Source organism: Prosthecobacter sp. (assembly GCF_046154365.1).
Classification (GTDB): domain Bacteria; phylum Verrucomicrobiota; class Verrucomicrobiia; order Verrucomicrobiales; family Verrucomicrobiaceae; genus Prosthecobacter.
Window position 1 is genome coordinate 85,474 of sequence record NZ_JBJXFV010000071.1, and the last position, 11,702, is coordinate 97,175.

Below are 11,702 nucleotides of genomic sequence, written 5' to 3' on the forward strand. Positions count from 1 at the left end.
CGACTCTGGGATTCCGCAGCACCAACGACGGCCCAAATGACGGGCGGGCTGTCGCCACACCCATCCTACGGGCTCAACCGCACCTTCACCCACACGCCGCCCTCTTTGCGATAGCGGATGCGATCATGCAGACGGCTCACGCGCCCCTGCCAGAACTCGATTTCATCCGGCAGCAGCGTGTAACCACCCCAGTGCGGCGGGCAGGGCACCTGGCCTTCGGGATACTTCGCCTTCAACTCGGCATCGCGCTGCTCCAGCCACTCGCGGCCGGGGATCACGACGCTTTGATCCGACACCCAGGCGCCGATTTGATGTCCGTAGGGCCGACTGGCGAAATATTTCTCTGCATCGGCATGATCCAGCTTCGAAATCGCTCCCTTCACGCAGACCTGATGATGCCGATCCGTCCACAGGAAGCAGGCGGCGGCACGCGCATTGGCGGCGATCTCCTTGCCCTTTCGGCTCTCGTAGTTCGTGTAGAAGTGGAAACCGCGCTCGTCGATGCCTTTGAGCAGCACGGTGCGTACAGTCGGCGTGCCGTCGAGACCGTTCGTGGCCAGGCTCATCGCATTCGGCTCCGGCAGCTTGTGCGCGAGAGCGTCATTGATCCAAAGCGTGAACAATGCCACCGGATCAGCCGGGGCGCTGTGTTCATCCAGTTCGCCGAGGTCGTAGCTCACGCGCAAGTCAGGCAAGTTCGGTTTGTCAGTGTCGCTCATCGGCACTAGGAAAGCGCGCACCGCCCTTTTGTCATGTCCTCATCTGTCACCGGAGTCATCCACGATCTTGAACGCATCCTGCTTTCACCGGAGGAAATTCACACCCGCGTGCAGGCGATGGCCGCTCGTTTGAATGTAGAGCTAGCAGGCAAAGTCGTGACGGTTGTGGCTTTGATGGACGGCGCGTTGTTCTTCGTCGCCGATCTGCTGCGCCAGCTCGAGATCCCTGTGCGCATGCACACGCTCAGCGCCAGCAGCTACCAGGGCGGCACTGCCACGACCGGCGAAGTGAAAGTGAACTGGCCAGCAGGCGTCGATCTGCGCGGTCAAGACGTGCTGCTGCTCGATGACATCCTCGACACCGGCCTCACGCTCAGCGTGATCTCCGAACGCATCCTTGCGCAGCAGCCCGCTTCGCTACGCACCTGCGTCCTGCTCAGCAAACGCCGCCAACGCTTGCGCGATGTGCCGCTCGATGACGCCGGCTTCGAGATCGACGACGAGTTCGTCGTCGGCTACGGCATGGATTACATGGGCCGCTTCCGCAATCTGCCCTGCATCGGCATCTTGAACCCGAACAAGCCGTCATGAAGCTGCGCGTGCTCTTCTTCTCCGTCCTGCGCGACATCACCGGCAGCGATGAAATCGTGCTCGAACTCCCCGCAGGCAGCACGATGGCCGATCTTCTCACTCAGATCGAATCCCGCTGGCCCAAGCTGCGAGACTGGCAAAACAGCCTGCTCCTCGCCCTCGATCAAACCTACGTGAAGCGCGACGCGGTGCTCCATGATGGAGGCGAAGTCGCGATCATGCCGCCGGTGCAGGGCGGCTAAGCTTCCTTACGCTGCGCCCACTTCTTGCCCGCTGCCAGAGCACGCAACGTTTCCTCCAGCCGCTTCGCCAGCGTTTCCGGCTGTTTCGCCGTGCTGATCCACACAAGGTACTCGCGCTGATACGTCGGTTTGAAAGCCGCGAAGCCTCCTGCTGCCGCCTTGTTCTTCTTGAGGGCTTTCGCCAGCACCACCGGCATCGGCCACTGCTCACGCTGCTTCGGTGGCGGTGGTTTCACCGTTCCATCGGCATCCAACGCCACCGCCGCGTGCAGCAGCCGCTGAAATGCCTTCGCATCGAATTCCTTCAGCGATCTGACTTGGAAGGACAGGATGCTCGTGTTGCCCTCGCCTCGGTTGAAGAGCTTGGTGATGTCCCGCAGCTCCGTGCCGCGAAAAAAGGTGATGCCGAGGTGCTTTTTGCACGCGCTCAGGCCGCACACCAGCTTGCGCCCGCTGAAGCACAGGATGTTCCATTTGATCGACTCCGTCAGATCCGGTTCCCAGCGGTGAATCCAAGTGCGAAACTGCTCCGCCATCCCCCGTGAGGCCTCCGGCGCGAGATCGAGCCACATATCAGGGTCGTGAGATTTGGGGCGGGAGCAATCCATGGAGCGGGAGCGCGAGTATTCTACTCGCCTCACTTTCCTGTCACGTCCGAAGTCCAAGAAGCGCACGTCTATCTCCATCAGCATGATGCGTGGCACTCGTCCGCGCTGGGCATTTCATGTGGCGAGTAGGCTACGCCATACTCGCGCTCCGTGTGGCGCTCGACCAAGGCCATTCGGTCGTTTTGGAAACCAAGCCAGCGTTCACAGGATTGCGTTCGATGTAGGTCACTTCGGCGGCTTGGTGTTCGTCATCGCGCATGAAGGTGTCGAAGAAGTCGTCCTGCCAAAGCTGGCCGAATTGGCCGTTGAGTTTGTTGATCTCGCGAGCGGTGAAAGTCTTCCACGAGTGAATCACCTTGCCAATGGGATGGCCGCCGAACGTTTCAAACAAGACATGGACGTGATTGGGCATTACGCACCACGCGAAAAGGCGATAACGCTCGGCATCGAAGTGCAGCAGCGCGTTTTGCACGATCTCAGCGCATTTAGGCTGACGCAGGACGCAAGAGCCTGCGCCACGATCGAGGTAATCCTCGATCTGACGGATGCGTTCACCGTCATCCGTGATTTGGAGCAGGTGCTCCCACTCGGAGCGCTTCTCCTTTGGCAACGAATCCGCGAGACGGAAAGTCACCGCCTGCACCAGACCCGGCTTGTCATAGTGCGGCAAGTAGCCCCGATCTGACCAGCCCGAGTGCTTGTTGGAGATCGCCATGGCACTCCGAATACCAAAAAGCAAACCCACTGGTCAAGCGCGTTGAGCGATGGAGCGCGAGTATTCTACTCGCCTGACTCTCCTGCCGCGTGCGAAGGCCGAAAAAACGACGACTCGAATGTGGCGTGGCGGATCGGTCACGCTAGGTGCAAAAAGAGGCGAGTAGTCTTCGACATACTCGCGCTCCGTCATGCGAGCATCTTCCGCGCTTCCGCGAGAGCTGCATCAACCTTGCTCACGTCCTTGCCGCCGCCTCTCGCGAAGTCAGGCTTCCCGCCGCCTTTTCCGCCGACGATGGGGGCGATGGTTTGGATGATCTTCCCGGCTTGGACCTTGGCTTGGTGATCCTTGGAGACGCTGGCGATCAGCGCGACGTTGCCGCCGCCGGTGGTGGCGAGGACGACGATGCCGTTGAAGCTGCCTTTCAAGGCATCGCTCACGGCCACGGCGTAGTCGGCATCCACGTCACCGAGGTTGGCGATGATGGTGTTGTTTTCGGCGGTGGAGAGGAGTTCCTTGGCTTTGCCCGAGGCTTCGCGTTGTTGTGCGGCTTTGAGGTTCCTCTCCAGTTCTTTCTGCTGAGCGAGCAAGGCTTCGAGTTTCTTCTCGATGTCGTGCGCGCCTTGCGCGCTGACCTTGCCGCAGAGCAGCTTGATCAAATCGGCATCCGCACGGGCGGCGTTATAGGCTTCGAGGCCGGCGATGGCTTCGATACGGCGCACGCCAGCGGCGACGGCGCTTTCGCCGACGAGGCGGAAGAGGCCGATTTCACCGGTGCCGCGCGTGTGGGTGCCGCCGCAGAGTTCCATGCTCCAACCATCGAGCTTGTGACGCTGACCGCCGATTTGCACGACGCGGACGAGGTCGCCATACTTCTCGCCAAAGAGGGCCATGATGCCGTTGTTGGCCTTGGCTTCGACGTAGGGCACTTCGCTCCACGAAACTGGGTCATTGGCGACGATGCGCTCGTTCACGAGGCGCTCAATGTCGCTGAGTTGCTGCGGGGTGAGCGCGGCGCTGTTGAAGTCGAAGGTGAGTTTGTCCGGCGTGACGCTGGAGCCTTTCTGCGTGGCGTCCTTGCTGACGACTTCATGCAGCGCCCAGTGCAAAATGTGCGTGACGGTGTGATGACGCTCGATGGCGTGACGACGCGGGGCATCAACGACGAGCTTCACGGTGGCATCGACGGCGGGAGTTTCTTCGCCTTCGAGGAAGTGCAGCCAGGTGTTGCCGACCTTGGTGGTGGCGCTGATCGGGAAGGTGTTCGCGCCGAGGATGAGCTGACCCGCATCGCCGACCTGGCCGCCCATCTCGGCGTAGCAGGTGGAGACATCGAGGACGACGGCATTCTTGTCCTTCATCGAGACGACTTCGAGCACGCGCACATCGGCTTCGAGTGTGTCGTAGCCGATGAACTGGGTCGGTGCCTTGGTTTCGATCTCGCTGACAGAGACGACTTGCTTGTTCTTCTTGCCAGCCTCGCGAGCGCGCTGCTTCTGCTCTTCCATCAGCGTCTCGAAACCTGCGGTGTCCACGGTGAGGCCGCGTTCACGGGCCATGAGTTCGGTGAGGTCGAGCGGGAAGCCGAAGGTGTCGTAGAGTTGAAACGCGAATTCGCCACTCAACTTATAGGACCTATCCGACGTATGGGACCTATTGGAGACCTCGGCTTCGAAGAGCGCGACACCCTTATCCAGCGTCCGATTGAACGCCTCCTCCTCCAGCTTCAGCACGGCTTTGACCTGCTCCTTCTTGGTGCGCAGTTCGGGGAACACATCGCCCATGTGCTGGGCGAGGACATCGACGAGCTTGTAGAAGAAGGGCTCTTTGAACTCGAGCGTGCGGCCATACTTCACGGCACGGCGGAGGATGCGGCGGAGGGTGTAGTTGCGGTCGGAGTTACCGGGCTGGATGCCGTCGGCGATGGCGAAGCTGAGCGTGCGCAGGTGGTCGGCGATGACGCGGAAGGCGACGTCGATCTTCTCCTGCTCGGTCACGGGCACGACGTGGCCTTGGGCGTTGGCCTTGGGCAGCGTGCTCTGGTAGTGCTTGCCGCACATCTTCGTCAGCTCATCGAAGATGGGCTTGAAGACATCGGTGTCGTAGTTGCTGATCTTGGCATTCTCGAAGTCGGTGAAGTTCTTCGTGCCCTGGATGATGGAGCACACGCGCTCGAAGCCCATGCCGGTGTCGACGTGCTGCGCGGGCAGCGGGACGAAGCTGCCGTCGGGGTTGGCGTTGTATTGGATGAAGACGTTGTTCCAGATCTCGATGCAACTGGCGTCGCTGCCGTTGACGAGCAGAGCACCAGCGCGCTGGCGGTCTTCGTCGAGGTTCGGTGCGCCGGGCGTGAGGTCGATGTGGATCTCGGTGCAGGGGCCGCAGGGGCCGGTGTCGCCCATCATCCAGAAGTTGTCCTTCTTGTTGCCGTTGACGATGTGGATGTCGGGATCGAGGCCGATGCTGCGGAACTTCTCGGCCCAAAGATCGTAGGCTTCCTGGTCGCGATCAGCGGGATCACCGGTACCGGGTTGATAGATGGTGGCGAAGACGCGGGTGGGCGGGAACTTCCATTTTTCGATGATGAGTTCCCAGGCCCAGGAGATGGCTTCCTTCTTGAAGTAGTCGCCGAAGCTCCAATTGCCCAGCATCTCGAACAACGTGTGGTGATAGGTATCGAGGCCCACGTCTTCGAGGTCGTTGTGCTTGCCGCCGGCGCGGATGCACTTCTGGGTGTCGGCAGCACGAGTGGGCAGGCCTTTGTGCAGCACACCGGGCCAGGTATCCACATCCGCGCTGCGCTCGCCGAGGAAGATGGGCACGAACTGGTTCATGCCGGCATTGGTGAAGATACGCGCGCCATCGCGGCTGGTGTAGCCGACGTTGTCACTGGGGACGATGGTGTGGTCCTTCGATTTGAAGAAGTCGAGGAAGGATTGGCGGATCTGGGCGCTGGTCATCATGGCTGGGGAAAGGGAGCGCGGATGGTAGCGGGTGTTCAGGAAAGGTAAAGGCGTGCGTTGCGGGCGCTGCGGAGGTGGCCTAGAATCACGTCATGCCAGCGATCCTCGAACGCCCGAAGCCACGCCTCGCACGCCCCCGCGCTGGGCGGTCGCCTGCCGCGAAGATGATTACCGCCGAGGCTTTTCTTGATTGGCTCGAGCCCGGAGTCCACGCTGATCTCATCAATGGAGAAATCACCATGCACTCGCCAGTAAGTCTTAATCACGCCCGACTGATCAACTTCCTCGACTGCTTGCTCAGGAACTACATCGAGGAAGAAGACCTTGGCGAACTCCACCGCGAAACCGTGGCGGTGCGCCTCAGCATCCGCGAGACCTTCCTGCCCGACCTCGCCTATTTCACGAAATCGCAGGCGGCACGGCTGCCGGAGACGCATGCGCCGTTTGCACCCACCTTTGTGGTGGAGGCGCTGTCACCCGCCACGGCGAAGAACGATACCGGGCGAAAATTCGCCGCCTACGAGCTGCATGACGTGCAGGAATACTGGATTCTCGATCCGCAGAAGCTCGACCACCATTTCTTCCGCCGCAGCGGCGACATGCTGGAGGAATTCGCCGAAAAATCCGAGCGCATCGACTCCACCAGCATCCCTGGCTTCTGGGTGAAACGCGAATGGCTGAATCCGGCCAAGCTGCCTAAAGTCAGCGACTGCCTGAAGCTGCTGCTCGCCACCAAGCGCTCCAGCAAACGCCGCTAGTGCGATGGAGAATGCCGCCACGAGCCAAAAATAGGCGGCGGCGAATGCATGAAGCTACGTGATCCGCCCCTCGCTCTTTTTCGCCCTCACCGTGACCGCCTTCGCGGAGCCTTCGGCACGCCCGATCAGCTTCTCCAAGGAAATCCGCCCGATTTTGTCGGAGAACTGCTATTTCTGCCACGGCCCGGATGAAAAGAAACGCGAGGCCGACCAGCGATGGATAACGCACCAATCCCCATGCTTGCGCCGACTCTTTTGCTCCCGCTTGTCGTAGCTGTCTGGGAACTGCCGCTTGTGATATGTTGCAGGTTGTGGCCGTGTATCCGCACTTTCATGGATTCAGATGCCGAGACCAATAGCGAAACCGACGAGGTCCTCCTTCAAAAGGTGGCCGGCAGAGACGAGCGCGCGTTCTCAGAGCTGTATGATCGCTTTGCCGCGCCGCTCTTCAATCTGATGCGCCAAATGCTCGGTGACACGCACGAGGCCGAGGACGTGCTGCAGGATGGATTCATCAATCTCTGGGACAAATCGTCGAACTACGATGCCACGAAAGGCAAAGCATTCTCCTGGGCGGTGATGATCTTCCGCAACAAAGCCATCGACCGCCTGCGTGCGCGTGGCCGTCGGGCGCGGCAGGCCGAGCAAGCCACCGATGAATCCGACTTGTGGTCCGGCGACTCCGGTCCGAGCGCAGACATCGCCGCCGATGAACAAGACCGCGCGTCTCTCGTGCGCAGGGCGCTGCTTTCCCTGCCGGACGAGCAGCGCAAGCACATCGAGCTGGCCTTTCTGAAAGGGATCACGCATCACGGCATTGCAGAAGCGCTCGGTCTGCCGCTGGGCACGGTGAAAACCAGCATCCGCCGCGGACTGTTGCGGCTGCGCGAGGCGATGAGTCGCGGTGCCTCATGAATGGCTCAATCTTTTGCCATTCTCACTTCCCTGCCCCGACTCCGAGCGCACGTCCGATGCGGCTGACCACGCGATGAGCCACGCTGTAAGCACGCGCAGCGCGCGGCGAGTAGTTCTTGCTTGAGGTGATGATCATTGCCTGACAGCCGGATTGTGAGATCATCATGTCAGGATGATGCGAGCCGGCATTCGCGTGCAAGAAGTCCCCGGCACGCAGCACGCGTCCGTCCATGACGGCCTCGCCGGACATGATGTAAACATCTTCCGAGCCTGCGTGATGGTGCGGCGGAAAGATCGCGCCTGGATCGCATGAGAGCATGATGATGGAGTAGTCCGGTGAATCGGTGGACAGCTCGCGAATGCGCACGCCCCGGTAAGGAGTGGACATCCACGGCAGATCATCGCCCGCCATGAGCAGGGCGGTGACGTGCGGCGGCACAGCGTGTGTGGCAGCCTTCGCGGCCTCGCGTGTGCGAATGCTCGCCACGACACGCTCCTTCACCTCGGGCGGAGGCGGTTCGCCCGCAGGCAAAGCCGCGAGGGTCACGGCGCCGACAAGCTCGGTGTACGCCGTCGCCAGTTTTCCGGCGCGACTGTGCGGACAGTTCATGCACGTCTCAAACTCCGCGCGCTCCGTGCCCTCGAGAGTCCCAAGCGCGTGCCGGAGAGCCAGATCATCGAGGATGTCTTCGGATGTCGATGTTGTTTCTTGGCTCATTGTCTGATGGGGATGGAAAGACTGGCGTTGCGATCCATCAGTCAAGCTTCTTCAACGCGGCCTTTCCACGCAGTTTCGTCTCGGGGTCGTCTTTCTCGGTGTTCGGCATGGCAAGACCTCGCTGCAAATGTTTCAGCGCCTCGTCCTTGCGCCCCATTGCGGCGCAGGTGCGGCCGAGTTCGATGTGATGAATGAGCCTGTCAGGCCGCAGCGCGATGGCCTTCTCAAAACACCTGATCGCCGCGTCATTCGATGCGGCGGGCAGACCGCCGTAGGCAACGTAAGCCAGCGCACGAGTGACCCCGCCAATGTCCGCCAGCTCTTGATGCCAGCGTCCGAGCAGGTGCCAGGCGTAGTCGTTGCGCGGGTTCAATTTCACCGCAGTCTCCGCGGCCATCTTGATCTTGCTTGAGGCCTCCACGTTCTCCCGGTTGCCCATGAACGGCGTGAGTTTGCCCCAGCAGATCGCCACAGAAAGATGCGGGTCACATTCCTTCGGCGCAGCCTTCACAGCGCGCTCCGCATAGGCCAGTGCCGTGCGACCCGAGGCGAGCTTCTGCTCCTTCGATGGCAGATCATTCATGCGGAAAACATACTGACGCGCGATCTTCACCAGCAGCGCCGCGTTGTTCGGATCGAGCTGCTCAGCAGGCAGATAATATTGAAGCGCCGCGTCCGGCTGATACTTCACGTCATACGCATCGCCCTGCTCCACCAGCTCGGTGAAGTTGCCGAACGCATGGCCGAAGGCGGCGAAGATGAGTGCGATGAACAAGAGGGGTTTCATGGCTTCACGAAGCGATAGTGCGAAACGATCCACTCCTCACCGCCGCGATAGCCCCACAGTTCGGCACAGGCAAGGAAGAACAGCCGCCACCACACCCACCACTTGGTGACTTGATCTGCGCCGTAGGTTTCGGCAAACAGCGGCAAAATTTCGGCCTTGTGCGCGTCCATGTTCGCCAGCCACGCCTCGCTGGTGCGCGAGTAATGCTGGCCGCTGACGCACCAGTGGTCCTCGATCTTCAAATCGTCCTGGAAGTAGAGCAGCAGGTCGTCGCTGGGCATCTGGCCGCCAGTGAAGAAGTACTTCGCCATCCAGTCGTCATCGCTGCGCACCTCGTAGTGGTAGGCGTATTCGCGATGCGTGAAGATGTGCACGAAGAGCTTGCCCTGCGGCTTCAGCCAAGTGCTCACACGGCGCAGCAGCTCCTGGTAGTTCTTCATGTGCTCAAACATCTCCACCGAAACGCAGCGGTCGAAAACACCGGCTCCCACTCCCTCGAAGTGAATCATGTTCGCCGTGATGACAGTGAGGTTCTTCAGACCGCGTTTGACCGCTTCGGCGTCGATGAACTGCTTCTGCGTGCGCGAATTCGAGACGCTGGTGATCTGTGCGTTCGGGTATCGTGCCGCCATCCACAGCGAGAGCGAGCCCCAGCCGCAGCCGAGTTCGAGAATGCGCTGCCCGTCCTGCAATTCGGCACGTTCGCAGGTCAGATCGAGCATCGCGGCCTCGGATTCATCGAAGGTGGTCTTTTCGTCAGCCCAGAAGCCGCTGCTGTACTTTAAATGCTTCCCCAGCACGAGCTGGTAGAAGCGTGTGGGCACCTCGTAGTGCTGCTCGTTGGCTTCATCCGTCGCGATGGCGACGGGCATCAGCTTCAAATCCTGCACGTAGCGCATCAAGGCGAAGCGCTGGGCAGCGACGGTGGGCAGCTTGTGCTCCCGCAACGTCTCGGCCAGCCGCTGGCGGATGCCGATGCGGATCATGGCATCGGGAAGGATGTTCTTGGCGAGGATGGCGTTGATGGTGCTCATTTTCGGGGAGTGATTCGACCGGGCGGCGCAGTTGGATTCAGCTTTTCGGCAACCACGGCACAAAGGCGCTCGTGGTGCGCTGATACTCGCGGTAGGCGTCGCCTTTCGACTTCACCGCGCACTCTTCCGTGAGCGGAATGCCGGTGACGCGCAGCAGGAAGTAGAGAATCGACGCAGGCGCATAAAGCGTGACCCAGCCCCACGGTGAGCCACAGGCAAAGAGCCAGAAGCCCCACCACACGACAGACTCGAAGAAGTAGTTCGGATGCCGGGAATAGCGCCAGAGACCGACTTGGCAGACCTTGCCCTTGCTGGCTGGGTCCGCTTTGAAACGCTGCATCTGCGCATCGCTCAGCGCCTCGCCGCCGATGCCGACGAGCCACACCGCGAAACCGATCCACTCGATGATTCCGAGCTGTGGCGCGGGATTCAAGCACGCGAGCAGCACAGGAACGGACAGCAGCACAATGAGCACGGCCTGCGCCTGGAAGAAAAAGAAGAAGTTGCGGGCGAGCCGGGCTTTCCAGTTCTGCCTCAGCACCTCGTAGCGCACGTCCTCGTGCGGATGATGCCGTTTGACGCGGAAGAACAGATAAGTGCCCAGCCGCAGGCTCCACAGCAGCGCCATCGTCACCGCGATGACTTTGCGCTGCGTGAATCCACCTCCCAGCCAGGCATAAACGGGAGCTAGGAACGCCAGCGCATTGGACCACGTCACATCGACGAAGCTGAAGTTGTCCAGCTTCAAGCTGAACAGCCAGGTGAGCGCAAACAGCACGAACGCGATGAGCGTGCCGACGCCGAGCAAGAACCAAAAGTCAGGTGGCATGACGTGAGCGGTTGAGACGTTGGGAGAGATGTTCGATGATCGGACGGCTGATGAAATAGATCGTGCCAAGCAGCAACGGCGCGATGAGAAGCCACACCACCACGGCATAGAGGCCGATCATGCCGAAATCGGCCAGGAACTGGCCCGGGTTTGCGAAGAAGCGCTCCATGAGCATGGGAATGGAAAGCGGCACATGCTCCGCGCCAAACAAGGATTCGCCTCCGCGCATGAAAAGCAGCACGGTGGCGAGTTGAAGCGGGTAACTTAGCTCTCGAAACACCTGCAGCACCGGCTGGTTGAGTTTCATGGGAATGCCGATGGCGAGAGACAGCAGCGTCGGCGTGCCGAGCAGCGGAAACACACCAATCGTGACACCGAAGGCGATGGCCTGCGCGATTTTGCCGGGCGCGATGCCTTGCGTGAGCTGGGCGATCACCGGGTTCACCACCCAGCGCCGCCACAAAGATTCACGCCGGACGGTCTCGCTCATGCTTGGCGCAGCAGGATGTCCTCGATGCGTGCATTCGCGGGCACGCGGAAGAGTTGAATAAGCATGTAAACCGCCATCGCAATGTTGCCGAGCAGCAGGATGGCGATAAGCCACGCGAACTTTGCGATCCAGGAACGCTCCTTGTAAGCGACCCAGCAATAGAAGGTCAAAAAGGCCCAGTAGGTGTCGAACAACGTCGCGATGAACCACGGATGCGTCGCCACCGCACGCGGCGTGTCCCACAACGCACACTGCATCGACGCCCAACTCGTGACGCCGAGCATCGACACCAGAACGACGATAAAAAAGCAACGCAGCAACCAGATCATGAGA

At 60.7% G+C, this 11,702-nt stretch carries 14 protein-coding genes; 4 read left to right on the forward strand and 10 right to left on the reverse strand.

Annotated features, from left to right (window positions below; genetic code table 11):
• Window positions 1–65 precede the first annotated feature (65 nt).
• Window positions 66–719, reverse strand: coding sequence for a pyridoxamine 5'-phosphate oxidase (pdxH, locus tag ACKVY0_RS09830; protein WP_409214639.1), 654 nt, complete (start codon window positions 717–719; stop codon window positions 66–68).
• 33 nt (window positions 720–752) lie between these two features.
• Here pdxH and hpt point away from each other — a divergent pair, with 33 nt between their 5' ends.
• Entirely contained in the window at window positions 753–1,310 is a 558-nt protein-coding gene (gene hpt, locus ACKVY0_RS09835; protein WP_409214640.1) for a hypoxanthine phosphoribosyltransferase, read from the forward strand.
• Complete coding sequence (locus ACKVY0_RS09840; protein WP_409214641.1) at window positions 1,307–1,552, forward strand: MoaD/ThiS family protein; 246 nt, start codon at window positions 1,307–1,309, stop codon at window positions 1,550–1,552. Before hpt ends, ACKVY0_RS09840 begins: the two co-directional genes overlap by 4 nt.
• Here the strand turns inward: ACKVY0_RS09840 and ACKVY0_RS09845 are convergent.
• From ACKVY0_RS09845 to alaS, 3 genes are all read right to left on the reverse strand, one after another.
• Window positions 1,549–2,124, reverse strand: a complete 576-nt coding sequence (locus ACKVY0_RS09845) for a YdeI/OmpD-associated family protein (protein WP_409214642.1) — start codon at window positions 2,122–2,124, stop codon at window positions 1,549–1,551. The genes ACKVY0_RS09840 and ACKVY0_RS09845 overlap by 4 nt on opposite strands.
• Window positions 2,125–2,290: 166 nt before the next feature.
• Window positions 2,291–2,875 carry an REP-associated tyrosine transposase gene (locus ACKVY0_RS09850; RefSeq protein ID WP_409214643.1) on the reverse strand — a complete coding sequence of 195 codons (585 nt, stop codon included), beginning with the start codon at window positions 2,873–2,875 and terminating at the stop codon, window positions 2,291–2,293.
• A 188-nt stretch (window positions 2,876–3,063) separates the two neighbouring features.
• A complete protein-coding gene (gene alaS, locus ACKVY0_RS09855; RefSeq protein ID WP_409214687.1) occupies window positions 3,064–5,835 on the reverse strand; it encodes an alanine--tRNA ligase in 2,772 nt (923 codons plus the stop codon).
• Window positions 5,836–5,930: 95 nt separating this feature from the next.
• Between alaS and ACKVY0_RS09860 the strand changes: the two genes are divergently transcribed.
• Window positions 5,931–6,596, forward strand: coding sequence for a Uma2 family endonuclease (locus tag ACKVY0_RS09860; protein ID WP_409214644.1), 666 nt, complete (start codon window positions 5,931–5,933; stop codon window positions 6,594–6,596).
• Window positions 6,597–6,929: 333 nt separating this feature from the next.
• Window positions 6,930–7,511: an RNA polymerase sigma factor gene (locus ACKVY0_RS09865; RefSeq protein WP_409214645.1), complete on the forward strand. Its 582-nt coding sequence runs from the start codon at window positions 6,930–6,932 to the stop codon at window positions 7,509–7,511.
• 22 nt (window positions 7,512–7,533) lie between these two features.
• Here the strand turns inward: ACKVY0_RS09865 and ACKVY0_RS09870 are convergent, their stop codons facing one another.
• The 6 genes from ACKVY0_RS09870 to ACKVY0_RS09895 are packed head-to-tail and all read right to left on the reverse strand — an operon-like array spanning window position 7,534 to window position 11,698.
• The gene (locus ACKVY0_RS09870; RefSeq protein ID WP_409214646.1) at window positions 7,534–8,229 is read right to left on the reverse strand and encodes a cupin domain-containing protein; all 696 of its coding nucleotides are present in this window, start codon (window positions 8,227–8,229) and stop codon (window positions 7,534–7,536) included.
• 37 nt (window positions 8,230–8,266) lie between these two features.
• The gene (locus ACKVY0_RS09875) at window positions 8,267–9,016 is read right to left on the reverse strand and encodes a hypothetical protein (protein ID WP_409214647.1); all 750 of its coding nucleotides are present in this window, start codon (window positions 9,014–9,016) and stop codon (window positions 8,267–8,269) included.
• Window positions 9,013–10,050, reverse strand: a complete 1,038-nt coding sequence (locus ACKVY0_RS09880) for an SAM-dependent methyltransferase (protein WP_409214648.1) — start codon at window positions 10,048–10,050, stop codon at window positions 9,013–9,015. Before ACKVY0_RS09880 ends, ACKVY0_RS09875 begins: the two co-directional genes overlap by 4 nt.
• Before the next feature lie 37 nt (window positions 10,051–10,087).
• Window positions 10,088–10,879 carry a DUF1295 domain-containing protein gene (locus tag ACKVY0_RS09885; protein ID WP_409214649.1) on the reverse strand — a complete coding sequence of 264 codons (792 nt, stop codon included), beginning with the start codon at window positions 10,877–10,879 and terminating at the stop codon, window positions 10,088–10,090.
• Window positions 10,869–11,369 carry a DUF2062 domain-containing protein gene (locus ACKVY0_RS09890; RefSeq protein ID WP_409214650.1) on the reverse strand — a complete coding sequence of 167 codons (501 nt, stop codon included), beginning with the start codon at window positions 11,367–11,369 and terminating at the stop codon, window positions 10,869–10,871. Before ACKVY0_RS09890 ends, ACKVY0_RS09885 begins: the two co-directional genes overlap by 11 nt.
• Window positions 11,366–11,698 carry a DUF1475 family protein gene (locus ACKVY0_RS09895; protein ID WP_409214651.1) on the reverse strand — a complete coding sequence of 111 codons (333 nt, stop codon included), beginning with the start codon at window positions 11,696–11,698 and terminating at the stop codon, window positions 11,366–11,368. The genes ACKVY0_RS09890 and ACKVY0_RS09895 overlap by 4 nt, the downstream gene beginning before the upstream one ends.
• Between the last annotated feature and the right edge of the window lie 4 nt (window positions 11,699–11,702).

Bases quoted from the DNA above. Each gene is read 5' to 3' on its own strand.
- pdxH (WP_409214639.1), bottom strand. From the start codon at position 719: ATGAGCGACACTGACAAACCGAACTTGCCTGACTTGCGCGTGAGCTAC.
- hpt (WP_409214640.1), top strand. From the start codon at position 753: ATGTCCTCATCTGTCACCGGAGTCATCCACGATCTTGAACGCATCCTG.
- ACKVY0_RS09840 (WP_409214641.1), top strand. From the start codon at position 1,307: ATGAAGCTGCGCGTGCTCTTCTTCTCCGTCCTGCGCGACATCACCGGC.
- ACKVY0_RS09845 (WP_409214642.1), bottom strand. From the start codon at position 2,124: ATGTGGCTCGATCTCGCGCCGGAGGCCTCACGGGGGATGGCGGAGCAG.
- ACKVY0_RS09850 (WP_409214643.1), bottom strand. From the start codon at position 2,875: ATGGCGATCTCCAACAAGCACTCGGGCTGGTCAGATCGGGGCTACTTG.
- alaS (WP_409214687.1), bottom strand. From the start codon at position 5,835: ATGACCAGCGCCCAGATCCGCCAATCCTTCCTCGACTTCTTCAAATCG.
- ACKVY0_RS09860 (WP_409214644.1), top strand. From the start codon at position 5,931: ATGCCAGCGATCCTCGAACGCCCGAAGCCACGCCTCGCACGCCCCCGC.
- ACKVY0_RS09865 (WP_409214645.1), top strand. From the start codon at position 6,930: ATGGATTCAGATGCCGAGACCAATAGCGAAACCGACGAGGTCCTCCTT.
- ACKVY0_RS09870 (WP_409214646.1), bottom strand. From the start codon at position 8,229: ATGAGCCAAGAAACAACATCGACATCCGAAGACATCCTCGATGATCTG.
- ACKVY0_RS09875 (WP_409214647.1), bottom strand. From the start codon at position 9,016: ATGAAACCCCTCTTGTTCATCGCACTCATCTTCGCCGCCTTCGGCCAT.
- ACKVY0_RS09880 (WP_409214648.1), bottom strand. From the start codon at position 10,050: ATGAGCACCATCAACGCCATCCTCGCCAAGAACATCCTTCCCGATGCC.
- ACKVY0_RS09885 (WP_409214649.1), bottom strand. From the start codon at position 10,879: ATGCCACCTGACTTTTGGTTCTTGCTCGGCGTCGGCACGCTCATCGCG.
- ACKVY0_RS09890 (WP_409214650.1), bottom strand. From the start codon at position 11,369: ATGAGCGAGACCGTCCGGCGTGAATCTTTGTGGCGGCGCTGGGTGGTG.
- ACKVY0_RS09895 (WP_409214651.1), bottom strand. From the start codon at position 11,698: ATGATCTGGTTGCTGCGTTGCTTTTTTATCGTCGTTCTGGTGTCGATG.